This window comes from Streptomyces hygroscopicus subsp. hygroscopicus (assembly GCF_001553455.1).
GTDB classification, from domain to species: domain Bacteria; phylum Actinomycetota; class Actinomycetes; order Streptomycetales; family Streptomycetaceae; genus Streptomyces; species Streptomyces hygroscopicus.
Map to the genome: position 1 here is coordinate 20,037 of NZ_BBOX01000125.1, position 24,906 is coordinate 44,942.

General features: G+C 72.1%; 23 protein-coding genes and 1 pseudogene. 11 read left to right on the forward strand and 13 right to left on the reverse strand.

Annotation, left to right across the window (positions count from 1 at the left end):
* The first annotated feature begins 172 nt into the window (after nucleotides 1-172).
* Together AXW62_RS43920 and AXW62_RS14445 are read left to right on the forward strand one after the other, a co-directional pair.
* Nucleotides 173-334, forward strand: a complete 162-nt coding sequence (locus AXW62_RS43920) for a hypothetical protein (RefSeq protein ID WP_159060877.1) — start codon at nucleotides 173-175, stop codon at nucleotides 332-334.
* 102 nt (nucleotides 335-436) lie between these two features.
* Complete coding sequence (locus tag AXW62_RS14445; protein WP_060944890.1) at nucleotides 437-1,204, forward strand: HpcH/HpaI aldolase family protein; 768 nt, start codon at nucleotides 437-439, stop codon at nucleotides 1,202-1,204.
* Nucleotides 1,205-1,881: 677 nt separating this feature from the next.
* On the opposite strand, the gene AXW62_RS14450 is transcribed toward AXW62_RS14445, so the two are convergent.
* From AXW62_RS14450 to AXW62_RS14485, 8 genes are all read right to left on the reverse strand, one after another.
* Nucleotides 1,882-3,252: an NAD(P)/FAD-dependent oxidoreductase gene (locus AXW62_RS14450; RefSeq protein WP_060944891.1), complete on the reverse strand. Its 1,371-nt coding sequence runs from the start codon at nucleotides 3,250-3,252 to the stop codon at nucleotides 1,882-1,884.
* An 81-nt stretch (nucleotides 3,253-3,333) separates the two neighbouring features.
* Entirely contained in the window at nucleotides 3,334-4,323 is a 990-nt protein-coding gene (locus AXW62_RS14455) for a zinc-dependent alcohol dehydrogenase family protein (protein ID WP_060944892.1), read from the reverse strand.
* Nucleotides 4,320-5,198, reverse strand: a complete 879-nt coding sequence (locus AXW62_RS14460) for a carbohydrate ABC transporter permease (protein ID WP_030829191.1) — start codon at nucleotides 5,196-5,198, stop codon at nucleotides 4,320-4,322. Before AXW62_RS14460 ends, AXW62_RS14455 begins: the two co-directional genes overlap by 4 nt.
* Nucleotides 5,195-6,160, reverse strand: coding sequence for a carbohydrate ABC transporter permease (locus AXW62_RS14465; RefSeq protein ID WP_030829195.1), 966 nt, complete (start codon nucleotides 6,158-6,160; stop codon nucleotides 5,195-5,197). The genes AXW62_RS14460 and AXW62_RS14465 overlap by 4 nt, the downstream gene beginning before the upstream one ends.
* On the reverse strand, nucleotides 6,157-7,506 hold the full coding sequence (locus tag AXW62_RS14470) for an ABC transporter substrate-binding protein (RefSeq protein WP_060944893.1): 1,350 nt from the start codon (nucleotides 7,504-7,506) through the stop codon (nucleotides 6,157-6,159). The genes AXW62_RS14465 and AXW62_RS14470 overlap by 4 nt, the downstream gene beginning before the upstream one ends.
* Before the next feature lie 51 nt (nucleotides 7,507-7,557).
* Nucleotides 7,558-8,319: a DeoR/GlpR family DNA-binding transcription regulator gene (locus tag AXW62_RS14475; RefSeq protein ID WP_060944894.1), complete on the reverse strand. Its 762-nt coding sequence runs from the start codon at nucleotides 8,317-8,319 to the stop codon at nucleotides 7,558-7,560.
* A gap of 279 nt (nucleotides 8,320-8,598) precedes the next feature.
* Nucleotides 8,599-9,948, reverse strand: coding sequence for a 6-phospho-beta-glucosidase (locus tag AXW62_RS14480; protein ID WP_060944895.1), 1,350 nt, complete (start codon nucleotides 9,946-9,948; stop codon nucleotides 8,599-8,601).
* Nucleotides 9,945-10,706, reverse strand: a complete 762-nt coding sequence (locus tag AXW62_RS14485; protein WP_060944896.1) for a DeoR/GlpR family DNA-binding transcription regulator — start codon at nucleotides 10,704-10,706, stop codon at nucleotides 9,945-9,947. The genes AXW62_RS14480 and AXW62_RS14485 overlap by 4 nt, the downstream gene beginning before the upstream one ends.
* Before the next feature lie 151 nt (nucleotides 10,707-10,857).
* On the opposite strand from AXW62_RS14485, the gene AXW62_RS14490 reads away from it, so the two are divergent.
* The 4 genes from AXW62_RS14490 to AXW62_RS14505 are packed head-to-tail and all read left to right on the forward strand — an operon-like array spanning nucleotide 10,858 to nucleotide 15,161.
* A complete protein-coding gene (locus AXW62_RS14490) occupies nucleotides 10,858-11,985 on the forward strand; it encodes a carbohydrate kinase family protein (protein WP_060944897.1) in 1,128 nt (375 codons plus the stop codon).
* A 31-nt stretch (nucleotides 11,986-12,016) separates the two neighbouring features.
* A complete protein-coding gene (locus AXW62_RS14495; protein ID WP_060944898.1) occupies nucleotides 12,017-13,435 on the forward strand; it encodes an extracellular solute-binding protein in 1,419 nt (472 codons plus the stop codon).
* Nucleotides 13,432-14,340, forward strand: coding sequence for a carbohydrate ABC transporter permease (locus AXW62_RS14500; RefSeq protein WP_174556390.1), 909 nt, complete (start codon nucleotides 13,432-13,434; stop codon nucleotides 14,338-14,340). Before AXW62_RS14495 ends, AXW62_RS14500 begins: the two co-directional genes overlap by 4 nt.
* Nucleotides 14,337-15,161: a carbohydrate ABC transporter permease gene (locus AXW62_RS14505; RefSeq protein ID WP_060944899.1), complete on the forward strand. Its 825-nt coding sequence runs from the start codon at nucleotides 14,337-14,339 to the stop codon at nucleotides 15,159-15,161. Before AXW62_RS14500 ends, AXW62_RS14505 begins: the two co-directional genes overlap by 4 nt.
* Nucleotides 15,162-15,204: 43 nt before the next feature.
* Here the strand turns inward: AXW62_RS14505 and AXW62_RS14510 are convergent, their stop codons facing one another.
* Together AXW62_RS14510 and AXW62_RS14515 are read right to left on the reverse strand one after the other, a co-directional pair.
* Nucleotides 15,205-15,963 (reverse strand): DUF72 domain-containing protein, encoded by a 759-nt coding sequence (locus AXW62_RS14510; RefSeq protein ID WP_060944906.1) that lies wholly within the window; start codon nucleotides 15,961-15,963, stop codon nucleotides 15,205-15,207.
* Complete coding sequence (locus AXW62_RS14515; RefSeq protein WP_030825256.1) at nucleotides 15,960-16,199, reverse strand: hypothetical protein; 240 nt, start codon at nucleotides 16,197-16,199, stop codon at nucleotides 15,960-15,962. The genes AXW62_RS14510 and AXW62_RS14515 overlap by 4 nt, the downstream gene beginning before the upstream one ends.
* Before the next feature lie 124 nt (nucleotides 16,200-16,323).
* Here AXW62_RS14515 and AXW62_RS14520 point away from each other — a divergent pair.
* A pseudogene (locus AXW62_RS14520) lies at nucleotides 16,324-16,965 on the forward strand (phosphoribosyltransferase); the annotation flags it as partial.
* Between the two features lie 38 nt (nucleotides 16,966-17,003).
* The gene (locus AXW62_RS14525; protein ID WP_030825263.1) at nucleotides 17,004-17,273 is read left to right on the forward strand and encodes a DUF1876 domain-containing protein; all 270 of its coding nucleotides are present in this window, start codon (nucleotides 17,004-17,006) and stop codon (nucleotides 17,271-17,273) included.
* Between the two features lie 228 nt (nucleotides 17,274-17,501).
* Here AXW62_RS14525 and AXW62_RS43925 read toward each other — a convergent pair whose 3' ends face one another.
* Nucleotides 17,502-17,654, reverse strand: coding sequence for a hypothetical protein (locus tag AXW62_RS43925; protein WP_159060878.1), 153 nt, complete (start codon nucleotides 17,652-17,654; stop codon nucleotides 17,502-17,504).
* Between the two features lie 119 nt (nucleotides 17,655-17,773).
* Entirely contained in the window at nucleotides 17,774-18,169 is a 396-nt protein-coding gene (locus AXW62_RS45775; protein ID WP_252368607.1) for a hypothetical protein, read from the reverse strand.
* Here AXW62_RS45775 and AXW62_RS45780 point away from each other — a divergent pair.
* From AXW62_RS45780 to AXW62_RS14535, 3 genes are all read left to right on the forward strand, one after another.
* A complete protein-coding gene (locus AXW62_RS45780) occupies nucleotides 18,162-18,527 on the forward strand; it encodes a DUF4232 domain-containing protein (RefSeq protein ID WP_244502783.1) in 366 nt (121 codons plus the stop codon). The genes AXW62_RS45775 and AXW62_RS45780 overlap by 8 nt on opposite strands.
* Before the next feature lie 162 nt (nucleotides 18,528-18,689).
* Nucleotides 18,690-18,866 (forward strand): hypothetical protein, encoded by a 177-nt coding sequence (locus AXW62_RS44465; protein WP_164502437.1) that lies wholly within the window; start codon nucleotides 18,690-18,692, stop codon nucleotides 18,864-18,866.
* Nucleotides 18,867-18,932: 66 nt separating this feature from the next.
* On the forward strand, nucleotides 18,933-20,783 hold the full coding sequence (locus tag AXW62_RS14535) for an HEXXH motif domain-containing protein (protein ID WP_252368608.1): 1,851 nt from the start codon (nucleotides 18,933-18,935) through the stop codon (nucleotides 20,781-20,783).
* A gap of 151 nt (nucleotides 20,784-20,934) precedes the next feature.
* On the opposite strand, the gene fxsT is transcribed toward AXW62_RS14535, so the two are convergent.
* Nucleotides 20,935-24,906 (reverse strand): FxSxx-COOH system tetratricopeptide repeat protein (fxsT, locus tag AXW62_RS14540; RefSeq protein WP_060944903.1); only part of this gene is annotated, 3,972 nt, incomplete at its 5' end.

Genomic DNA, 24,906 nt, shown 5'->3' on the forward strand with positions numbered 1-24,906 from the left:
CATCCTTCCGTAACCCTGCGCGACTCTGCGCAGCCCTGAGCAACACTATCAGTCTGCGCATTCCGCGCTGTTTCATCGTGGACACTGCGCGACTCTTGCGCGTTACGCGCAATCGTGCGAGCGTTCCGCTCACAACGCGCATGGAGCGGGGAGGGTCGTATGACGGCAGAGAGTGTGCCGACGCAGGTCGGAACGGGGGGGCGAGGCTCCTTCCGACGATCCGTACGCGCTGCGGACGAGCGACATCAAGGAGCCGCCGCGCGATCTACGCGGCACGGTGCGCCGGCTGGGCCCCGGAATGATCCTCTCCGCCGCCGTGAACGCGGTGGTGTGAACGCCGTGGTGTCAACGCCGCGGTGTCAACGCCGGGCGTGCCACAGCCCACCCAGCCCACCCCCGCACGAACTCCCGGAACAGAAGGAGAGAAGCTGACAGCATGAACACTTCCCCCGCCGACTTCGCGGCCCGGCTGCGCGCACGCCAGCGGATCATCGGCTACTGGGTCGTCCTGGACAACCCCGTCGGCACCGAGCGCCTGGCCGGGCTCGGCTACGACTACGTCTGCGTCGACGCCCAGCACGGTCTCCTCGACTACAAGGGCACCCTCGGCGCGATGACCGCCATCGACGCCCGTGGCACCGCCGCCGGTATGGTGCGCGTTCCGGCCAACGACGGCTTCTGGATCGGCCAGGCCCTCGACGCGGGCGCCCGCGGGGTCATCGTTCCGCTGGTCAACTCCGCCGCGGAGGCGGCAGCGGCGGTCGGCTACTGCCGCTACCCCCCGGCCGGGGTGCGCTCCTACGGCCCGATGCGCTCGGGGCTGCGGGTCGGCCCCACCCCGGCCGACGCCAACGAGCAGGTTGCCTGCATCGTGATGATCGAGACCGCCCAGGCGCTGGCCAACACGGCGGAGATCTGTGCCACGGACGGGCTCGACGGCGTCTACATCGGCCCTTCCGATCTCATCATCGCGCTCGGCGGCCGTACCTCGACCGATACCTCGGTCGCGGAGAAGTTCGACGCGGCGCTGGCGAAGGTCGCCGAGGAGGCGCGGACCGCGGGCATCGCCGCCGGTATCCACTGCCCCGACGGGGCGACGGCCGCCAGGCGCCTGGCCCAGGGCTTCACCTTCGCCACGGTCAGCAGCGACCTGGTCCACCTGGAGCAGGCGGCCGCGGCGCACCTGCGCGACGCGACCGCCTGAGCGCCCCTCCGCCCCGGCCCCGGCTCTGGCCCCGGCCCGGGGGCGCGGCTTCCGTGGCCAGGCGGGACCGGCCGAGGCTGGTCCACGGTCGGACCGAGCTGACCGTGGCGGCCTCGCCCCACTCCCCTAGCACCCGTCCGGGTGCTCGACGGGTGTGGCTGAGTGGGGGTGTTGGGCTTCCGGGCTCTGCGGGCCTGTCCGAAGCCGCCCCGTGCGGGTCTGGGGCGGGACGCGGCTTCCCTTGCCAGGCGCGGTCGGCCATGGCCGGACCGAGGAAGGGCGGCCGACCGCGGCCGGACCGAGGGCCGGGCCGGGCTGGGCGTGCCCGGCCGTCGATGGGGCAGCTTCCCACTCCGGGAGTCCGCAGGTCCGGTGCCGGGGGATGCCCGTGGGCCCCGGACGCGGCGTCCTGGGGCCGGGGCTCCCCTGGCGGGGGCCGGGCGGAGCCCTTGGGACAGCGGTGCGGGGGCTCGCCCGCCCATGGGGTGCCGATGGATCCCGGGCCAGCACGGTGGGGTCCCCGGGTCAGCCCTTTGGCACCCCGGGCCAGCCCGGTGGGGTCCCGGCGGGGACCCGGTTCGGCCCGGAGGAGCCCCCGGGGGAGCCCCGGCGGGGACCCGGTTCTGCCCGGGGGAGCCCCGGGGGAGCCCCCCGGGCAGAACCGGTGGAGCGCCCGGTCAGCTCTCCCCGCGCAGGGGCGGGGCCGTCAGGCCCCGGGCCTTCGGCAGCAGCACCGTCCGCAGGGCGACGGCGGGGGACAGCAGGCGGGACGGGGGCGCGGCCAGATACGTGACGTCCCGGAACGCCGCGCCGACCACCGGGTCGATCGCCGCCCGGGCCGCCAGCCGCCCGACGTACCAGCTCCGCAGCCGCTCGGCCGCCCCGGGGGGTGTGGCGTCCTCGGCCGTGGCGTACGGACGGTCCGCGCCCACGGCGGTCAGCCAGGCGGTGTCGCCCGCCCGGGCCACGGCGCGCTGCGCGGCGGCCGCGAAACCGGGCCGCAGACCTCCGTCGTCCAGGCAGCGGCGCAGGGCCAGCCCGCTGAGGGCGGCCACCGACATGCCCTGACCGTAGACCGGGTTGAACGTGCAGGCGGCGTCCGAGACGGCGAGGAACCCCTCGGGCACCCCGCCCGGGGCGTCGTAGTGGCGGCGGCGGTTGGAGGTGTCCCGGAACCCGTACGCGGGGGAGACCGGCTCACAGCTCCGCAGGTGTTCGTACAGCGCCGGCTCGCCCAGGGACTTGACGAAGCCGAGCACCTCCGTGCTCTCGGTCGGCGGATGCTGACCGCGCACCCCCGACAGCGTCAGCAGCCAGTTGCCGCCCTCGACGGGGGACCACGCCGCCCCGCGCGGACAGTCCGGGCGCGGCTGGATGACCATCACCACGTCCAGCGGCTCGGCGGGCCGGAACATCTGGGTGCAGTAGCCGATCCCGGCGTCGACGACCTCCTCGCGCGGTGCCGGGGCGCCCAGTTCCGCCAGCCACCGGGGAGCGCGCGAGCCGCGCCCCGAGGCGTCGACGACCAGATCGGCGGGCAGCTCCCGCTCGGCGCGCCCGGCGTCCCGCGCCCGCACCCGTACGCCGGTCACCCGGTCCGCGCCGCCGAGCAGCCCGATGGCCTCGGTGGCCTGGAGCACCTCCACCCGGGTCCCGGATCTCTCGGCCTCGGCCAGCACCCGTGCCCGTACGGTGGCGTCGAACAGCGCCCGGGTGCAGCTGGTCGTGGTGTGTCTGCCCTCGTGGAAGCGGCGCTGCCAGCCGTTGGCGGACTTGGTGAGCACATCGCGCGGCGGTTCCAGGCGGTGTGCGCCCGCCGCCTCCAGTTCGCCGCCCAGCCCGGGGAACAGCTCCTCCAGGGCGCGCCGCCCGCCGCTGAGGAAGACGTGCAGATGACGGCCCTGGGGCACGCCCTTGCGGAAGGCGGGCCGCTCCGGGTAGCGGTCGCGCTCCACGAGGGTGACCGTCTCGACGTGGCCGAGGAGCGCGCCCGCCGCCAGCGTGCCCGCCAAACCCCCGCCCACCACCACCGCGTGGCCCGTGCCCATGTCCCGCCCGCCCTCTCGCCGACCGTGATCGTTGACGGCCCAAGCCTGGTGTCCCGGGCTTGGGCCGTCAACCACGCACGGTTACGGGACGACCACGATCTTGCGGCCCACTCCCGCCTTGAACTGGTCGAGCGCCGCGGGGTACTCCTCCAGCGGCAGCCGGTGGCTGATGAAGATCTTCGGGTCCAGCACCCCGGTCGCGAACAGCCCGGCGGCACGCTCGTAGCTGTGCAGCACGGCCATCGAGCCGGTGATGGTGATCTCCTGGTTGTAGATCTTGTACGGCTCGATGACGGCCCGTGTGGCGTAGTCCGAGACACCGAACTGCAGGAACGTTCCGGCCTTGGCCACCCGGCTCAGCCCGTCCTGGATGGCGGCCTGGTTGCCGGTGGCGTCGATGACCACGTCCCAGCCGCGCGGCTGGTCCAGCTCGTCCGCCGAGGCGGCGGCCCGGCTGCAGCCGAGGGTTGTGGCGGTGGCCAGCCGCTCGGCGTTGACATCGAGCACGTCCACGCTGGTGGCGCCGGTCCGCTTGGCCAGCTCCAGCATCATCAGCCCCATCGTGCCGGAGCCGTAGATGAGCACCTCGGCGCCCAGGTTGCCGTGGAGCACGTCATAGCCGCGCACCGCGCAGGACAGCGGCTCGATCAGGGGCGCGTCGGCCACGTCCACATGCTCGGGCAGCTTGACGCAGTTGGCCACCGGGGCCACCGCGAACTCGGCGGCCCCGCCGGGGACGCTGACCCCGATCGCGTTCCAGTTGTCGCACAGGTTGCCCCGGCCGATCCGGCAGTAACGGCACTCGTGACAGTGCAGGGAGGGGTCCACGGCGACCCGGTCGCCCACGGCCACCTCGGTGACCCCGCTGCCGATGCCCACGACCACACCGGCGAACTCGTGTCCGGGGACGATCGGCAGTGTGGGCGCGAACTCCCCCTGCAGGATGTGCAGGTCGGTGCCGCACAGCCCGCAGGCCGCCACGTCCACCACGACCTCGCGGGGCCCCGGGGTGGGGTCCGCGACGGTGGCGACGGTGACCTTGCCGGGCGCTTCGATGACGGCGGCCCTCATTTGACTGCTCCTAGCGACAGGCCCTGGACCAGCTTGTCCTGGGCGGCGAAACCGGCGGCGAGCACCGGCAGGGAAATGACGATCGACGCGGCGCACACCTTGGCCAGGAACAGCCCCTGGCTGGTGACGAAGGTGGTCAGGAACGCCGGGGCGGTCTGGGCGACGACACCGGTGAGCACCTGGGCGAAGAGCATCTCGTTCCAGCTGAAGATGAAACAGATCAGCGAGGTGGCGGCGATGCCCGGACCCGCGATCGGCGCCACGACCCGCCACAGGATGGTCGGCAGCCGGGCCCCGTCCATCTGGGCCGCCTCGATGATCGACACCGGGACGTCGGCGAGGAAGGACTGCATCATCCACACCGCGATCGGCAGGTTCATCGAGGTGTAGAGGATGACCAGCAGCCAGACGTTGTCCAGGAAGTCGATGTCCTTGGCGAACAGGAAGATCGGCAGCAGCCCGGCCACCACCGGCAGCATCTTGGTGGACAGGAAGAAGAACATCACATCGGTCCACTTGCGCACCGGCCGGATCGACAGCGCGTACGCCGCCGGAAGCGCCAGCAGCAGCACGAAGCAGGTGGAGAAGACCGATGTGCCCAGCGAGTTGAGCAGCGAGGGCCACGGGCTGGCCCCGCCGCCCGAGCCGAAGAACTCCTTGTACCCGTCGAGGGTCAGCGAAGCGGTCAGCGACGGCGGGTTGGTGGCGGCGTCGGCCTCGGAGTGGAACGAGGTCAGCAGCATCCACAGCACCGGCAGCACGAACAGGATGCCGACGAACCAGGCCAGCAGGCCGAGTGCGGCACCGCGCCGCTTGGCCCGGCGGGCGGAATCCGTCTCGGTGGTGATGGCCACCGGTGAGCTCACGGCGGTCATGCGTGGGACACCTCCTCACGGAAGAGGGACGACACCACGCGCAGCGCGAAGGTGGCGATGATGATCGTGCCGATCACCACCACGACACCCGCGGCCGATGCCAGCCCGTACTCGTGGGCGTTGTAGAAGGTTTCGTAGATGGTGTAGGGGAGGTTGGCGGTGTCCAGCCCACCCCGGGTCATGGTGAAGACGGCGTCGAAGTTCTGCACGATGTAGATGGACCCCAGCAGGGTGCCCAGCTCCAGATAGCGGCGCAGATGCGGCAGCGTCAGATAGCGGAAGATCTGCCAGTTGCCCGCCCCGTCCAGCCGGGCCGCCTCCATCGTCTCCAGCGGGCGGCTCTGCAGCCCGGCCAGCAGGATGAGCATCATGAACGGCGTCCACTGCCAGATCAGCGATGCCTCCACCGCGATCAGCGGCATATCGGTGAGCCACTCCGGCTGGGGCCCGCCCAGCCAGTTGAGCACGCCGTTGAACAGGCCGTACTCGGGGTTGTACAGCGCGTGCTTCCACAGCAGCGCCGAGGCCACCGGCACCAGCAGGAACGGCGCGATGAGCATGGTGCGCACCAGACCCCGGCCGCGGAACTTGCGGTCCAGCAGCAGCGCGAGCAGCAGCCCCAGCACCACGCTGACGATCACCACGGAGGCGGTCAGCAGCACGGTGGTGACGATGGAGTCGCGCAGCGCCTGGTCGCTCAGCACCGTCTTGTAGTTCTCCAGCCCCGCGAACTCACGGCGGTCGGGCCGGAACGAGTTCCAGTCGAAGAGCGAGATCACCAGCGTCGCCACGAACGGAAGCTGGGTGACCACGATCAGGAAGACCAGGGCGGGCAGCAGCGGTGCCCGGGTGGCCCACTCCCGGGCCCGGTTCCTCGGCGCCTTGGGGCGGGCGGGGGCGGCGGGAGTCGCGGCCGGCGGCCGCTCGCCGCGTACGGGTACTGCCGTCGTCGGATGGCTCATCGGTACTCCTCGCCGACCTTCTCGGCCAGCTGCTGCGACTTCTTCAATGCCGCGTCGACGGACTGCTTTCCGGCGATGGCGGCGCTGATCTCCTGGGCGACCTTGGTTCCCAGATCGGCGAATTCGGGGATGTCGACGAACTGGATGCCGATCGTCGGCCGCGGCTGCACGCCCGGATCACGCGGCTTCGCGCTGAGGATCGCCTTGCGGGTCTCCTCGGAGAAGCTGCCGGCGGTGTTCCGGTACTCCGCGGTGGAGTAGGTGGACGACCGCTTGCCCGCGGGCACGTTGGACCAGCCGAAGGTCTTGCCGACCAGGGACTCGTACTCCTTGCTGGAGGCCCAGGAGATGAACTTCCACGCGTTGTCGGGGTGGCGCGACGCCTTCTGGACGCCCCAGGCCCAGGTGTAGAGCCAGCCGGAGCTCTCGGTCTTCTCCACCGGCGCCTGGACGTAGCCGATCTTGCCCTTGACCGGGGACTTGGGCGACTCCAGCGACCCGGCGGCCGAGGTGGCGTCGTACCACATGGCGCTCTTGCCCTGGGTGAGGTTGTTCAGGCACTCGGCGAAGCCCGACTGGGCCGCGCCCGCCTCACCGTGCTTGCGCACCAGATCGACGTAGAACTTGGTCGCCTTGGTGAACTCGGGCGAGTCCAGCCGCGCCTTCCAGTCCTTGGTGAACCACGTCCCGCCGAAGGTGTTGACCACCGTGGTCAGCGGGGCCATCAACTCGCCCCAGCCGGGCAGACCGCGCAGACAGATGCCGTTCATCCCCTTGCGGGCGCCGTCGACCTTGGCCGCGATGTCCGCGACCTGCTGCCAGGTGGGCCGCTCGGGCATCTTCAGGTGCTTCTCGGCGAGGATGTCCTTGCGGTACATCAGGAACGACGACTCGCCGTAGAAGGGCTCGGCGTAGAGCTTGCCGTCCTCCGCGGTCAGCGACTGCCGCATCGAGGGCAGGACGTCCTTCTGGTCGAATGCCTTGTCCTTGGCCGCGTAGCCGTCCAGCGGCAGCAGCCAGCCGTTCTTCGCGTAGAAGGGCACCTCGAAGTTGCTGATGGTGGCCACGTCGTACTGGCGGGCCTGGTTGGCGAAGTCCTGGCTGATCTTGTCGCGGACCTCGTTCTCCGGCATCATCGTGAATCTGACCGTGATGCCCGTTTCCTTGGTGAAGTACTTCTTGGTGAGCTTCTGCAGGTCCACCATCTGAGGGTTGTTCACCATCAGCACATTGATGGTCTTGTCGCCTGAGCTGCCGCCGCCCATACCGGCGCAACCGGTCAGGAGCGCGCCCGCGGTCAGGGCCACTACCGGTATCCGGGCAGCACGAAGAGTCAGGACTGGCATAACGGGTCCAATCGAAGGGACGTGGGGAAAGTAAAAAACAGGGGGAAGGCGTCAGACCCTGACGATCTGCGGGCCCAGCAGCGAATAGCGATGGGCCTCGGTCAGCGGTAGACCGGTGTCGGTCACGATCATCTCGAAGTCCGACACATCCGCGAACCGGCAGAAGCTGACGGCCCCGAACTTGGTGTGCACCCCGGAGAAGATCTTCCGCCGGGACACCCGCAGCACCTGGGCCTTGACCTCGCTGACCGCCGGATCCGGGGTGGTCAGGCCGTACTGGCGGGAGATGCCGTTGGCACCGATGAACGCGAGGTCGATGACGAAGCCCGAAAGCATATGCGTCGCCCAGTGGTCGACGGTGGCCATCGTGCCCCCGCGTACCCGGCCGCCGAGGAGCAGCACGGTGGTGTTGTCACGGGTGGCGAGGCCGGTGGCGGTCGTGAGGGAAGCGGTGATCACGGTGAGCGGCCGGTCCCGGGGCAGGGCCTCCGCGATCAGTTGGGGGGTGAATCCCTCGTCGATGAAGACCGTCTCGGCATCGCCCAGCAGATCGGCCGCCGCGGTCGCGATCCGCGACTTCTCCGGAACGTGCATGGTGGTGCGGAAGGCGAGGGTGGTCTCGAAACCGGCGCTTTCCACCGGGTAGGCGCCGCCGTGGGTGCGCCGCACCAGTCCGTGCTGCTCCAGCACCCGCAGGTCGCGGCGCACCGTCTCCTTGGACACCCCGAGGTCGGCGGCGAGTTTGCCGACGTCCACGACGCCGCCACGGCGAGCCGTGTCGAGGATCTCCCGACGGCGTTCCTCCGCGTCCACGCCGCACCTCCTGCCTTGGTCTTTCGAGCTTGCGTGGCAGTTTTACAAGCACGCAACACGAGTGGCCAGCCTTGACGCTGAGGAGATCGTGACCGTATGCGCCCGTTTCACAACCGTTATCTCAGCAGCTCGGAAGGGGTGGGGCGACGGACGGTGAGGAACCCGGATGCCTGGTTCTCCGCCCGGCGGGCCCGTTTCTCGCCCGATTACCGAAAGAGGGCGTGAACGGAGCCCGACCGGGCGTGTTCAGATACTGGGGAATGCCCGAACGGACATGTGCTAACGGGCGAGTACTCCGGCGGCATCCAGAATCCTGCCCGCGACCTTCACCGAATCAACCAGCGGATGGAGAGCGAGGGCGCGCAGGGCCGCGCCGCGGGCGATGCCCGAATCGGTGCCCGGTTCGGTCGTGGCCGCCTCGATGGCCGAACGCTCCACGGCCTTGAGCGACAACATCAGGCCAAGCTGGTCCGGCGCCACCGCACCGGTCGCCAGCGGTCGCGCCCCGCCCGCGTCCACCAGGCAGGGCACCTCCACCACGGCGTCCTCGTCCAGACCGGGGACGGAGGTACGGTTGCGCACGTTGAGGATCAGCGTGGCGCGCTCGTCGCGGGCGATGGCCCGCATGATGGCCAGCGCGATCCGGTCGTAGCCGCCGCCGTCCAGATCGCAGGAGTCGCGCTCCCAGCCGCCGGTGGCCTCGCGGCTCTCGGCCATGTACGTGGCCTCCCGCTCCAGCCGGGTGCGCTCCCACGCGCCGAGCGCTCCCGGGGTGCCGGAGCCCGCCGTCCGGTAGAACCGGGCCTGCTGGTCGCGGAGGAACTCCCCGCGGGTGGCCGGGGCCTGGCGGATCGCGGCCACCGCCTCCCGGTTGAAGTAGTAGTAGTGCAGGTACTCGTTGGGCAGCGCGCCCAGCGCCCGCAGCCACTCGGCGCCGAAGAGCTTGCCCTCCTCGAACGACTCCAGGGCGGCGGTGTCGCCGAGCAGTTCCGGCAGCCGGTCCCGGCCGTCCACCACCACCCGGCGCAGCCAGCCCAGATGGTTGAGCCCCACATAGTCGTAGCCGGCCCGGTCCGGGTCGGCGCCGAGCGCCCGCGCGGCGCGGCGGCACAGTCCGACCGGGGAGTCGCAGATGCCGATCACACGGTCGCCCAGCACCCGCTGCATCGCCTCGGTGACCATGCCCGCCGGGTTGGTGAAGTTGATGACCCAGGCGTCCGGGGCCACGGCGGCGATCCGCTCGGCGATCTGCAGCGCCACCGGCAGGGTGCGCAGCCCGTAGAGCACCCCGCCCGCGCCGACGGTCTCCTGTCCCAGCACCCCCTCGCCGAGGGGGATCCGCTCGTCCCTCGCCCGGCCCTCCAGACCGCCGACGCGGATGGCCGAGAAGACGAAGTCGGCGCCGCGCAGCGCCTCGTCGAGATCGGTGGTGGCCCGGACCGCGGGGGCGGTGGGACGGCCCTCGGCCTGTTCGGCGAGGACCGCGCGGATCGCGTCCAGCCGGCCGCGGTCGGTGTCGTACAGCACCAGATCGGTGCAGCGTCCGGCCGCGTCCCCGGTGTCGTCGAGCAGGGCCCGGTACACCAGGGGCATACGGAAACCGCCGCCACCCAGCACAGTCAGCCTCATACGGTCACTACCTCCACATCGGCCTCGCGGAAAACGGCGAGCGTCGCCGGGTCGGATGTCTTGTTGGTGATCAGGGTGTCGATCCGCTCCGGTCCGCAGATCCGGGCCAGGCCGGTGTCACCCGGGAACTTCCCCGCCGTGACCAGCAGCACCACCTCCCGGGCCGCGCCGAGCATGGCCCGTTTGACGGGCACCTCCACATGGGTGCTGTCCAGCACGCTGCCGTCCGGGAGCACCCCGCTGGCGCCGAGGAAGAGCCGGCCCACCCGCAGCTGGCGGATGTTGGACTCGGTGAGGAAGCCGACCACGGAGCGGTAGTTGGCGCGCACCTGCCCGCCCAGCAGGATCAGGGTCACCGCCGGATCGTCGCGCAGCTCCTCGTAGACCGCGAGATTGCTGGTCACCACGGTGACCGGACGGCCGCGCAGCAGCTTGGCGAGCTGGAGGGTGGTGGTGCCGATGTCCAGCAGCAGCACATCGCCGTCCGCGACCAGCTCCGCGGCGGCACGGGCGACGGCCTCCTTGTCGGCCAGATCGTCGATCTCCACCTCGCCGAACGGACGCTCCTCGTCCTGGGTGGGCGCGGCCACCGCGCCGCCGTAGACCCGGGTGAGCCGGCCCGCCCGGCCCAGCTCGGTGAGGTCCCGGCGGGCGGTGGCCTCACTGACGCCCAGACGGGTGGCGATCTCCCCGACGGGCAGCACGCCCTCCTCGCCGAGGATGCTCAGCAGTTTCTCGTGCCGGGTCTCTCGCAGCATGGTGGCAACCTACTCCAGATGAGCGAGTTTGCGCGAGTGTGATCGACCTCTTGCATTCATCGCAGGTGAGGTGCAAGGTGTCGCTCACGCCACCCCGTCAGAAGGGTTCTGGGCTACGAACAGGCCATGCCGCACAAGGAAAGGCACGTCGGTGAGCACCACGGCCGGAACACCCGATCCGATCCAACCGATCGACCCGCTCGCGGCGCAGCGCGCCCCCGCGGACCCCGAGCACGACGTCTACCTCACCGGCACCGTGTTCCTGGACATCATCTTCACCGGGCTCGACCACGCGCCCGTCCGCGGCACCGAGTCCTGGGCGCGCGGCATGGGATCGAGCCCCGGCGGCATCGCCAACATGGCCACCGCCCTCGCCCGGCTGGGGCTGCACACCACGCTCGCCGCCGCCTTCGGCACCGATGTCTACGGCGACTACTGCTGGGAGAGCCTCGCCCTCGGCGAGGGCGTGGACCTCACCCACTCCCGGCGCGTCGCCGGCTGGCACTCCCCGGTCACCGTCTCCATGGCGTACGAGGGCGAGCGCACCATGGTCACCCATGAACACCCGGCCCCGCCGCCCGCCGTCCAGGGCGCGCCGCCCCGCTCCCGCGCCTGTGTGACCGCCTTCGAACCCGGACGCCAGGAGGACTGGGTGCGCCGGGCGCACGCCCAGGGAGCCAAGATCTTCGCCGATGTCGGCTGGGACGAATCCGGCCGCTGGGACCCCGCCGCGCTCCCCGATCTGCCCTACGCCCACGCCTTCCTGCCTAACGCGGCCGAGGCCCAGCGCTACACCCGCACCGACAGCCCCGAGCGAGCGGTGCGCGCCCTGGCCGACCTGGTGCCCATCGCCGTCGTCACCAAGGGAGCAGAGGGCGCGGTGGCCATCGACTCGCTCACCGGGGAGCGCGCCGAGGTGCCCGGACTGCCCGTGGACGCGCTGGATCCGACCGGGGCGGGCGATGTCTTCGTCGCCGGTTTCATGACCGGAACGCTCGCGGGCTGGCCGCTCGCCGACCGGCTCGCCTTCGCCAACCTCACCGCCGCCCTCTCCGTCCAGCACTTCGGCGGCTCGCTGGCCGCGCCCGGCTGGTCGGAGGTGGCCGCCTGGTGGAACCGTGCGCGGCGGTCGGCCGACGGCGGAGCGGACGCGGCCGGACTCGCCCGCCGCTACGCCTTCCTGGGCGATCTGATCCCGGACCGGGTGCGCGACCACCCACGGCTGCGGGCGCTGCCCACCATCGGCTTCCGGGTGCACGACAGCGCCCAACGGTCCTGACGGCCCTGATCACCGCATCGAGGAGAACCCCATGGAATTCGCCCGTACCGGGGCGCGCCCGCCACGCGGCAGAGCCGTCCCGGCCGCGCTCGCCCTCGGTGCCGTCCTGTTCGCCGCGGGCTGTGTCCCCGGCACCGACGGCTCGGGGGCCGCCGGTGCCCGGACCGGCGTGGCCACCGCCGTACCCGATCCCGCCACGGCCGGAAAGGTCACGCTGACCGTATGGGACCAGGAGATACGCGGCGGGACCAACGGTGAGATACAGCAGCTGAACCGGGAGTTCGAGAAGAAGTACCCCAATGTGCGGATCAAGCGGGTGGCCCGGAGCTTCACCGATCTGAAGACCACCCTGAAGCTGGCCGTCTCCGGCAACAACCCGCCCGATGTCATCCAGGCCAACCAGGGCTACCCGGACATGGTGGCCTTCGTCCGGGCCGGGCTGCTCACCCCGCTGGACGACTACGCCGGGATCTACGACTGGAACACCCGCTACCCCGCGACCCTGCTGGGCCTCAACCGGGTCTCCGCCGACGGCCGCGACTTCGGCCGCGGGCGGCTCTACGGCATCTCCCAGACCGGCGAGTACATCGGCCTCTACTACAACAAGGACGTGCTGCGGAAGGCCGGGCTGAAACCCCCGCGGACCTGGGGCGAGTTCACCGACGGCCTGGCCCGGCTGAAGGACCGCGGCGAGCTGCCGATCCAGTTCGGCAACCTCGACAAGTACCCGGCCATCCACACCTTCGGGGTGCTCCAGGACCAGCTCGGCGCCGCCGGTGCCCGCGACACCGTCCTCGGCCGCGGCGACGGCTTCGACAACGCCGCCACCAAGAACGCCGCGGCGACCCTCGCCGACTGGGCGAAGCGCGGCTATCTGCCCGGGGGCGCCAACGGCCTCGGCTACGACGACGCGGCCAAGCAGTTCGCCTCCGGCGACGGCGCGTACCTGCTGACCGGCACCTGGCAGCTGACCGACCTCAAGAAGCCGATGGGAGACAAGCTCGGCATCATGCCGCCCCCGCCCGCCAAGGCCGGCGCGGCCCCCGTCACCACCGGAGGCCAGGGGCTGGCCTGGTCCATCACCTCCCGCTCCCGCCACCCGGAGGTGGCCGCCGCCTATCTGGACTTCCTCACCGACGCGCACGCCGCGGACGTGATGACCCGGCACGGAGTGCTGCCCGCCGTACCGGCGCGGGCCGCGGACCGGGTGAGCCCGGACACCGCCGACGGCCAGATGGTCGCCGGCTGGAAGCGGCTGAGCGCCGCCGACGGACTCGTCCCGTACCTGGACTACTCCACCCCCAGCTTCTACGACACGCTCTCGGCCGCCCTCCAGGGCGTGATCAGCGGCAAGACCTCCCCGGACGCCTTCGCCGCGACCTTGCAGAAGGACTACGGGGCCTTCATGAAGAAGCGGCGCGAGCAGCACACGTCGGCGGGGACGGAATGAAGATCACCGCCCTGACCAGGGCCTACCGCCGCCGGGCGCCCGGTGAGCCGCGCGCCATCGGCTATCTCTACATCGCGCCCGCCCTCGCCGTGTACGCCGTCTTCCTGCTCTACCCGTTCGGGCAGTCGGTGTGGCTGTCCTTCGTGCACTGGGACGGGCTGTCGGTCGCCACCCCCGCCGGGCTCGACAACTACCGCGCGCTGTTCGCCGATCCGGCCCTGCGCGCCCCCTTCCGCCACGCGCTGCTGCTGCTCGTCTTCTACTCGGCGCTGCCGGTGGCCATCGGGCTGCTGCTGGCCGCCGTGATGTCCCGGGTCCGGGTCCGGGGGATGACCTTCTTCCGCACGGTCCTGTTCCTGCCGCAGGTCCTGGCGCTGATCGTGGTCGGTGTGGCCTGGCGCTCGATCCTGGCCCCCGACGGGCTGCTCAACGACGCGCTCCGCGCGGTCGGCCTCGGCGGCCTCGCCCGCCCCTGGCTCGGCGACTACACCTGGGCGCTGCCCGCCGTCGGCGTCGTCGGCACCTGGGTCGGCACCGGGCTGTGCATGGTCCTCTTCCTCGCCGGGGCCCAGCGCATCCCGCGTGAGCTGTACGAGGCGGCGCGGATGGACGGCGCCGGGCCGCTGCGCGAGTTCCTCGCCGTCACCCTGCCGGGCCTGCGGCCGCAGATCGCGGTGGCGCTGACGCTGACCATCGTGGCGGGGCTGCGCAACTTCGACCTGATCTACATCACCACCAGCGGCGGTCCCGGCAACGCCACCTCCGTACCCGCCTACGAGGTCTACCACCGGGCCTTCGAGACCAACCAGGTCGGCTCGGCCGCCGCCGTCGGCGTGGCCCTCACCGCCCTGATCTTCGTCCTGACCGTCACGGTCTCCCGGCTCGTGGAAGGGCGGCGGGCATGACGACACGGCTGGAACGCAACGTCACCTACGGCATCCTCGCCGTCTTCACCGTCATCGCGCTCACGCCCGTGATCGGCGTCCTCTCCACGGCCTTCGGCTCGCAGAGCTCCCTGGACACCGGCTTCTCGCTGCCGAGCGGCGGTCTGCACTGGAACAACTTCACCGATGCCTGGAGCCGTGGCCACTTCGGCACCTATCTGGGGAACTCGGTCCTGGTCACGGCGGTCGTGGTGGCCGCCACCACGGTGCTGGCCGTCCTCGCCGCCTATGCCTTCGGGGTGATGCGGTTCCCCGGCTCCACGGTGCTGTTCTACCTGTTCGTGATCGGGCTGACGCTGCCCCAGGAGGCGCTGGTCGTCCCGCTCTACTTCGATCTGCGCCACGCCGAACTCACCGACACCTCCTGGGCGTTGATCCTGCCGCAGACCGCGCAGTCCCTGGCCTTCGGGGTCTTCTGGATGCGCACGTACTTCCGCGGCAGCGCACGGGCGGTGATCGAGGCGGCCCGGCTCGACGGGGCGAACACCTGGACCACGCTGTGGCGGGTCCTGGTCCCGATGGGCCGTCCGGCGATCTCCACCATGGTCGTGATCACCTTCATGTGGACCTGGAACGAGTTCCTGATGGCCCTGGTGATGGTCAGCGACGAGGCCCACCGCACGGTCCCGCTCGGCCTCGCCTTCTTCCAGGGCCAGCACAGCTCCGACGCGGTGCTGCTCGCGGCGGCCTCGGTGCTCATCGCGCTGCCGGTGGTCGTGGTCTACGTGGCGCTGCAGCGCCGGTTCATCGAGGGCATGCTGGGCGGGGCGGTGAAGGAATGAGCCCGGCGCCCGCCGCCCCGCGACGGGCCGGCGGGCACCGCGGCTACGGCGAGGGGGTGCGGCTGACCGGGCGGCCGAGCCGGGCGAGGGCGGCGGCGAAGACGGCCGCGTCCCGCACCGCCGCCCCGCCCGTGTCGTTGTTGAAGTAGGCGTAGACCTCCGCGTCGGCCGGCCAGGTGATCTCGACCCGGTCCGCCCAGGTGGCCAGCGCCCGCCGCCCGTAGCGCGGGGCCGGCTCGGCGCGGCCGCCGTGGAAGCGCAGATACCCCCACCCGGTGGTCCGCCACAGCGGGGTGACCGGGCGGGAACCGGCGTCGGCCCAGCACAGCGCGGCCGCGTGGCGCTCCAGCACCGCGCGGATCTCCCCGGTCCACCAGGAGGTGTGCCGCGGTTCGACCGCCACCCGCGTCCCGGCGGGGAAGCAGCCCAGACAGCGGTCCAGCAGTCCGCCGTCGGCCCGCAGGGTGGGCGGCAGCTGGAGCAGCACCGGGCCCAGCCGGTCGCCGAGCCCGGCCGCGTGGGACAGCAGCCGCTCCACCGGCTCGTCCGGATCGCGCAGCCGCTTGATGTGGGTGAGGTAACGGCTCGCCTTGAGCGCCATCACGAAGCCCTCGGGGACCCGCGCCCGCCAGGTGGCGAACTGGTCGTAGGAGGGCAGCCGGTAGAAGGCGTTGTTGCTCTCCACCGTGGCGAAGGCGCGGCTGTACTCCTCCAGCCACAGCCGCTGCGGACAGCCCTCGGGATAGAGTCCGCCGCGCCAGTCCCGGTACTGCCACCCCGAGGTGCCGACCAGGACGGTCATGCCTCGCCCGGATGCCAGGGCGGCCACTGTCCGGGCCGGTCCTCCCAGTGGACCTGGTCCGGGTCGTCGAGATCGATGTCGGGGAAGACCTGCCGGACGCGCGGTTCGAACTCCTCCCGTTCGAGCGGTTCGCAGCCCAGGCCGCGCAGCCGCACCCGCCGATAGCGGCTGTCGGCGTCGAATGACTCGACGAAGACGGGGTATCCGGACTCGCCCGGGCCGGTGGTGTTCTCCATACCTCCAGGGTGCCGGAGCCCGTGCGGTTCGCGCGTCCCGGCGGCCGGCCGGGGCCGCCGGTTTGCGGACGCGGGGATCGTCGGGTTGATTCGTAGAGGAGTCCCAAGGAGCCGGGGGTGAGACATGATCTTCACCGACCGGGTGGACGCCGGGCGGCGCCTCGGCGAGGCGCTGCGGCCCCTGGGCGATGAGAAACCGGTCGTGCTCGGACTGCCGCGGGGCGGGGTGCCGGTGGCCTTCGAGGTGGCCCGGGTGCTCCGGGCCCCGCTGGATGTGATCATCGTCCGTAAGCTCGGCGTCCCCTACCACCGCGAGCTGGGGTTCGGCGCGATCGGCGAGGGCGGGGTGCGGGTCGTCCACCAGGCGATCGTCCGGATGAGCCGGGCCGACCAGGAGGACCTCGCGGAGGTGGAGCGGACCGAGCAGGAGGAGCTGGCCCGCAAGGCGCGCCGGTTCCGCCAGGGCCGCTCGCGGGTCCCGGTCGAGGGCCGGACGGTGATCATCGTGGACGACGGCATCGCGACCGGCGCCACGGCCCAGGCCGCCTGCCGGGTCGCCCGCGCCCAGGGAGCCGCGCGGGTGGTCCTGGCCGTCCCGGTGGCGCCGCCGGACGCGGTCGCGGCGCTGAGAGCGGACGCGGACGAGGTGGTGGCCCTCTCCACGCCCTCGGACTTCGCGGCGGTGGGGGAGTGGTACCGGGACTTCTCCCAGACGACCGACGCCGAGGTCGTGGAGTTGCTGTCCCGGTCGACCGGAGAGACGGGTGAGGCGCATCCTGGAAGGTAACGCAGGAGGTGATCGCGATGGAGACGATCGTGGGATGCGACATTCAGATGGAGTTCCGTGAGATCGGCCCGCTGACCGAAGCGGTCGTCCGGCTGAGGATGCACGACGGTACGGAGATGCTGGCTCAGGGCCGCGCCAACCGGAACCCCGATGACCCGGCACAGCCGAGGGTCGGCGAGGAGATCGCGGCGGCGCGGGCGCTGACCAACCTGGCCCACCGGCTGATCGGCAAGGCCGGTGGCGACATCGAGGAAGTCACCCACTCCAAGGCACATTTGGTGATCTGAGATCCGTTGCGGCGAAGGAACGTCCGCCGCGGCGGCCCACCGCGGCCGGACGTCCTGTCGATCGCGCCCGGGCGCCCGCCGGCGCTCGCCTTCAGCGGACGCGCTCGTGTTGAGCGGACGTGCTCGTGTTGAGCGGACGCGCTCGTACTGAGGGGACACGCGCTCGTGTTGAGGGGACGCGCTCGTGTTGAGGGGACACGCGCTCGTGTTGAGGGGACGCGCTCGTGTTCAGCGGACGCCGACGGTGAGCCGCCGGCCGGGGCGGACCGGATCCGGTTCGGCGCCGACGACCCGGTGGTTGCGCTCGTGCAGCCGCTCCCGGCCGCCCTGCCGCGTCGCGGGGACCGGCGATCCGATGGCCCGATCCCTGTGCCCTGGCACATAAGGGCGTTCGCGCGGGGAAGGCAGACCGAGGGGGCATGCACGGGAGGCGCCGGGGCACTCGGCCCCGCGGCCGGTAGACCCCGGCAGACGGCTGACCTCGGGAGGTCGCTCATGACTCAACGGAACGGTCCGGCTCCGCGGCACACGACGGCCTCGCGGCCCCGCTCGCTCCGGCCACCGCTGTTATCCGCGCTGCTGATGGGCGTGCTGGCCACGGCCACCGCGTGCGGCGGCGACACCGGGGACGGGGACTCCGCGCGGCACGCCTCGTCCGTCCCCTCCATCTCCTCCGCCGCGCCACCCTCCTCCGCCTCGGCCGCCCCCTCCGGGAGCCGGACCCCGCGGAGCGAGCGCCCCGCCTCGGGCACCGCACAGTCCGCTCCGCCCTCGGCGCGTTCCTCGTCCTCGCCCGCGCCCTCGCACGCGCCCTCCTCGCGGCCCGCCGCGGCGGCCGGGGTGCGCCGCATCTGCTCCGCAGCGCGGTTGACGCTCTCGGCCGGCCGGATGGACATAGGCGCCGGGAATGTGTACCTGCCCCTGGTGTTCACCAACAAGGGCACCACGACCTGCACCCTCACCGGATACCCCGGTGTCTCGCTGGTCGATTCCGCGGGCTCGCCGATCGGTGCCCCCGCCACCCGGCGCGGCACCACGCGCCCCACGGTCTCGCTGCCGCCCGGCGGCAGCGCCTCCACCAGCCTGCACACGCTCAACGAGGGCACGACCGACACCCCGTGCCGGCGCACCGCGCGGTGGATCCGGGTTTATCCGCCGGATTCCTTTGACGCGATGAAGGTCTCGGCGCGCTCGTTCCGGGTGTGCGGAGGTGTCTTCGAGGTCGAGGCGATGCGGTCCGGAACGGACGGATGACACCGGCATATCAGGGCGGGTCCGGGCGCGCGGACGTGTCCGAAAACCTTGACAGAGCGTGCGCCGACTGGCCGTGTTCGCCCTTTCGCAATCAAGAGGGGTGGGCCACCATGGGGATGCCTCGTACGAGCCGGTAGGGAGCGTCCGGAGGGGGACGGTGTCATGGAGCGAGTCGCGACCGAGGTCGAGACGGAGCTGCTGGACCTTTCGGGGGCGACACTCGAGGACCTCGAGCGGCACGAGGGGCTTTCTCCGGTGACGGAGCGGCTGCTCGACGTCGTCCAGTCCCCTCCGACGATCAGTAACTCGTCGGCGACGAACGTCGGCTGTGCGAGTTAGGCGGCCATGGCGTCCTCCGCCACACGGGGCCGCAACCATCGTTTACCGGCAAGGGTTTTCGCCGAGTTGGCGCGGAGTTCCGGCGGCCCGGCGGCCGTGGCCGAGCTGAGGTCGGGGCAGCGCAGCCGGGCCATGCTGCTGCTGCGCGCCCTGGTGGACATCGCCTCCGCGCACCCCGCGCTGCCCGGCCCGCTCCCGCCGCCCCGGGACGCCTGGCACCTGCTGGTCCGGGCCGAGCGCCGCTCCCCGGCCGCCGTGGACAGGCTGCTGCTGCACCCTCCCGTGGGCGTGTGGCTCAACCGCTGTCTGCGCAGGCTGCGGGGCCTGGAATCGGGGGACGGACCGCTGTGGAGCGCGGTGGGTCATCTGCATGCCGTGGCCGCCTCCGCCGCACTTCTCGCCGGAATCGACTTCTGCGGCGCGGTTCCGGTGCGCGATGGCGGGGTGATACTGCCGGCCCTGGGATTCGCCCGCATTCCGGACCGGGCCGATGTCGCGGAGGTGGTCATGACCGACCGGAAGGCGGCGGTTGTGTCCGGCCCGTATGCGGTGACGCTGCCCGCCGACTTCGCCGAGGAGGCCCCGGGCTGGCACGGTCTGCGGCGACTGCGCGGAGAACACCGGGGAATTGTCTGCTCGCCCTATGTCGATGACATCGATCCCTATCGCGACTTTCTCCGGATCCGAGGTCCGCAGCGGCTCACCGACAAGGAGCGACAGGGCTGGCAGGAACGATTCGACAGCGCCTGGCGGCTGGTCGCCCAACAGCGCGAGGTGGACCCACGGGGCATCGGCGCCTGCCTCTCCTCCGTCGTGCCCGTGCCCTATGTCGCCTGGCCCGAGCCGTTCAGCGCATCCTCGCCCGAGGCGTACGGATGTGTGCTGCTGGGCGGGGCCACGGACCCGCTGACCCTGGCCGCCGCGCTGGTGCACGAGGCCCAGCACATCAAGCTCAGCGCCCTGATGGACCTGGTACCCCTCATCGAACAGGGGCTGGAGGAGATCCACTACGCGCCCTGGCGGCTGGACCCGCGACCGCTGCGCGGGCTCTTCCAGGGGGTGTACGCCTTCGCGGGCGTCACCGGATTCTGGCAGGACCGGCTGCGGCGCGCCGGCTCCGGCCCCGCCAGGGACACCGCCGCCTTCGAGTTCGCCCTGCGCCGGGCGCAGACGTCCTCGGGGCTGCGCACACTCCTGGACCACGCCGAACTCACGCCCATGGGCGAGGAGTTCCTGCACCGGCTGGAGGAGCGGCTGGCCCAGTGGCTCGCACCGCCCGTACCGTCCGTGCCGGGACGCCTGGCGGCGGATCTGATCGAGGACCACCGGATGGTGCACCGCATGCGCCATCTGCGCCCGGACCCCGGGCGGCTCGCCCAGTGGGCGCGGGCCTGGCGGGAGCGGTCCGAACCGCCCCGGGAGCTGCCGGGGACATCGGTCCGGCCGACCCGCACCGAGGCGCTCACGCGCCCCGCGCTCGCCCGCCTCCGGTTCCGGGACCCGGAGGGGTTCGCCCGGCTGCGCGAGGGCGGGGGAGCGGGCTCGCCGGACGGCGGCGACGCCCTCGACCGGGCCGCTCTTGACCGGGCCGCTCTTGACCGGGCTGACCTCGACCGGGCCGCTCTCGACCGGGCCGCCCCTGACCGGGCCGCCCCTGACCGGGCCGACCTCGACTGGGCCGCCGGTGACACCACCGCCGCGCTGCGCCGCTACCGCGGCCGGGTGGCAGCGGACCCCGACGACATCGCGGCATGGGCCGGGCTCGCGCTCAGCCTGCCCGGCGGCCCGGCACGGACGGCGCTGCTGAGCCATCCGGAGCTGGTCCTGGCCGTCCACCGGGAAGTGCGCACCGCACCGGACACGGGTCCCGATCCGGTGGCGCTGGCGCGGTGGATCGGGGCGCGTACGGGCCGGTGAGCGCCCCGTGGCGCGGGCCGCCCGACCGGTGACCGGCACCGGGACGGGACGGGCACCGGCACCGGGACGGGCACCGGAACGGGAACGGGCACCGGAACGGGAACGGGCACCGGGACGGCACCGGAACGGGCACCGGGACGGGGACGGCGGGTCAGACGGCGATCGCCTCCACGTCGCAGTCGGCCCGGATGCCCCGGGCCGCCGCGACCGTCGCCGGATGGCCGGCGGTCAGCACCCGGCGCATCCGGCCGAGCGCGTCCTGGTGCAGCTCCTCCGCCCGCCTGCCCTCACCCAGCGCGCGCAGGTCCCCCGACAGGTTGACCGCGCACGCCAGCGTGGTGGGGTGGTCCTCGCCCAGCCGGGACCGGCAGGCCGCCAGGGCCTCGGTGTCCAGGTCGTGGGCCTCCTGGTAGTCCGCCAGCGTGTAGTGGTCGCTGGCCATGTTGATGGCACAGGCCAGCGCCACCGGATGGGCGGCCCCCACCCGCTCCACCAGCAACGGCAGCGTCTCCTTGTTCAGCGCGAGCGCCTGGTCCGTCTCGCCCAGCAGCCGCAGCGTCACCGCCAGGTCGATCGCCGCGCTCAGGGTCACCGGATGCCGTTCCCCCAGGGAGACGCGCATCTCCTCCAGGCACTTCCGGCCCAGTTCCCGCGCCCCCTCCAGATCGGCGGTCTGACGCAGGTCCATCGACAGGTTCAGGGCGGTCGTGGTGATGTGGAGGTTGGGCTCGGTGTAGCGCAGCTGGTAGCGCTCCAGCACCTCCCGGCTGAGCTTCAGCGCGCCCTCGTGGTCGCCCGCCTTGCGGCGCGCCACGGCGAGGTTCCGCAGGGCGTAGACCCCGATGGGCGCGTTCTGCGGGAGCAGCTGGCGGACGCGGGCACAGGTCTGCTCCAGCATGTCGCGGGCGGCCATGTAGTCCCCGCTCTCGCGGACGTCGATGGTGAGGTTGGCCTCCACCAGGATGGTGAGCAGGGCCTCCTCGCCGAGCACCAGACCGGCGGTGCGCCGGGCCTCCTCGTCCACCTGCCGGGCGTGTGCGTAGTCCCCGGCCGCGCGCAGCGCCACGCCGTAGTCGTTCGCCGCGGCGATCGTGTACGGGTCCTCGTCCCCGAACAGCCGCAGGGTCCGGGCCCAGCGGTCCTTCTCCAGTTCCACCGATCGTGCGAAGTCGCCCTGGTAGCGGGCGTCGACGGCGACCGCGCCCAGCGTCACCAGGGTGTTCTCGTGGTCCTCGCCCTCGCGGGCGCGCTGCAGCTCCAGCGTCCGGCTGTTGAGCGCCCGGGCCTCCTCGAAGTGGCCGAGCACGGTCAGGACATGGCCCAGGGTCCGGGAGACGGCCAGCGTCTCCGGACTGTCCTCACCGAGCGTCTCCACCCATTTCCGGCGCACCTGGTTGCCGAGTTCCAGCGCGCCGTCGTGGTCGCCCCAGACGTAGAGGAAGCGGACCAGGTTCCGCACCATCTGCCGCACCCACTTGTCGTCGCACTCCATCGCCCGCGACGCCCGGACATGGGAGAGGAGGTCGGCGTACCGCCCCCAGTTCGGCGGAGCGACGTCATTGGGGTCGCCGAAGGCGAGCAGCACATGGGCGCTGTGCCGCATGTCCGCCTGCTGCTGCGGGGACATCTGGCCGATCAGCACGGCCTGCACCAGCCGGTGCATCTCGATCGTGTTGCTGCGGTGATTGATTTTGATCAGGGCGTAGCGGTTGATCTCACGGATCGCGTGGCCGAGCTTGATGGGGTCCTGCAGCACCTCCGACAGCTCGGGCGAGAGGGAGACTCCCCGCACCCCCGAGAACAGCCGGCGGGAGATCGGCTCGGGCGCGAAGAACGAACACATCTGGAGCAGTTGGAGGGCGCCGGGATGGGTTTCGGCCAGCCGGCGCAGCGACATGTTCCAGGCGGCCGCGACCGGTTCGGGGTAGTCCACCGGAACGCCCGCCGCCAGCAGCTCGCTGCGGCGGGTGGAGACATCGGCCCGCTCGTCCTCGAAGACCTGCAGATACTCGTCGACCGGCATACCCGTCTCGGTGAGCCACGCCGCCGCCTGCTCGATCGCCAGCGGCAGGTCTCCCAGGGCGTCGGCGACCCGGTCCGCCTGGTCGCGGGGCAGCTCCGGCCCCCGGCGGCGCAGCAGTTCGATGCTCTCCTCCCGCTCGAAGACGTCCACCTCGACGGTGCGGGCGGCGCGCGACCACTGCGCGTTCCTGGAGGTGACCAGGATCCGGCCGGGCCCGCCCGAGGGGAAGAACGGCCGCACCGTCTCCAGCTCCTCGGCGTTGTCGAAGACCAGCAGCCAGTCCCGGCACGGGCGTCCGGTGCGCAGCGCGTCGAGCACGCTGGGCACCGCCGTGTTGGCCTCCATGCCCGCGTGCAGCCCGAGCCGGTCGGCGAGCTGGACCAGCGCCTGCCGGATCTGCTCGGGGCGCTCGGCCGGGATCCACCACACCGCGTCGTAGTCGGCGGCGTGCTGGTGGACGTACTCCAGGGCGATCTGTGACTTGCCCACCCCGCCGAGCCCGTGCAGGGCCTCGGGCAGCACGGCGGCCGTGCCCTCGCTCCTCAGCCGCTCGTGCAGGGTGTCGAGCAACGACTGCCGTCCGGTGAAGTTGTTGTTCCGGGGCGGCACATTTCCCCAGATGGCCGGGGGTTCCCCGGCACGGCGCTCCGCCACGGCGGGCAGCGACCGGGCAGCGGTCACGGACACGAATGTTCCTCTCGGATGCTCCCTCGCCGCACCCGGCGTGCCGTGCGCCGGCGGGGATGGTGAATCGTCGGCCTGGGACAGCGGGTCGGTTCGGGGAGTCGTGGCGTCAGTCACGGCAACCGCCTCGGAGACCACATGTTTTCCCCTGTGTGATGCGTCTTCAACGGGATCGGGTCGGCTTTCCCCCGGGCGGGCGAGCGCCTGATGAGCCAGGACAAGGGCGCGAAAGGAGCGCGCACCTTCCAGATACGGTCCGGACAGCGCCTGGTAGACCTGCTCCTGGAGGCGGATGTACGGCAGCAGGCGCTCCGTCTGGGGAAGGTCCCGCACCGGCCCCGAGGGATGGTTGAGCAGATCGCGCAGCATCAGCAGCGGTTTCCAGCGGCGGCCCAGCCGGTCCAGGACGCTGCCGAGGATGTACAGCGACTCGTCCCGCATCCCGGCCGACAGCAGCAGTTCCCGCACCCCGTCGTGGAACTCGTAGCCGATGCCCGTCTCGTCCAGCGGGTCGGCGGTCCCCACCTTGCGCAGCAGTCCGCCCAGCAGGACCTCGGCCAGATCCCCGGGGCTGCCCTCCGGCTGGTGGATCCCCTGCACGAACTCCATCACGGGGATGTTCAACGGGGCGGCGGCCAGCCGGGACGCCAGCCGGAAGGCGCTCGGCGAGGCGGTGGCGCGGAACCGGAAGACGCGGTCCCAGGCGGTCGGTTCCGGTTCGGGCTCCCAGCGCTCGGCCGGCACCCCGGGCAGCAGCGCCATGGTGTCCTCGCCGCGCGGCGACGGCCGGGCCACCAGCCGTGCCCAGTTGCCCATCCACCGCGCGTCCAGCTCCAGCACCGGGACCGGCGGCTCGCCACCCGGCCAGGCCCCGCCGTCCGCCCGCCGCCAGGTGCCGTTGGGGGCGCCCGGTTCGGGCACCCGCACCCGCACCCGCTCCGGCGCCACCCCGGTGTGGTGCCAGCGGCCCTGGCGCAGGACGTGCAGCACCGCGACCGACGCGCGCCGCGCCCAGCGGGCCAGCGCGCGCTGGGCGCTGTCATCGGCCCAGGCCGCGCCGATGCCGTCGGTCAGCACCAGCACCACCCGCTTGCCGCGCGGCGCCATCCCGGCGACCGGCGACCGGTCCTCGGGCAGCGGGTGGTCGGTGTTCAGCCGGAGCACCCGGACGTCCCGGAAGGCGCCGGTGCGCTCCAACACGGTGACCAGGTGCGCGGCCGTCCGCCGCCACACCACCATCGAACTGCCGCCGTCCACCACCAGGACGGCGTCCATCCAGCGCTCGCGCACCGGCACGCGGTCGGGCACCCACAGCCCCTCGCGCGCCGCGCGCTCGGCCGTGGCCTCCTCGTCGACCTCCGTCTCGACCGGCGAGGGCGAGGTGCGCTTGAGCGGCCGCAGCGCCCGGGACAGCGC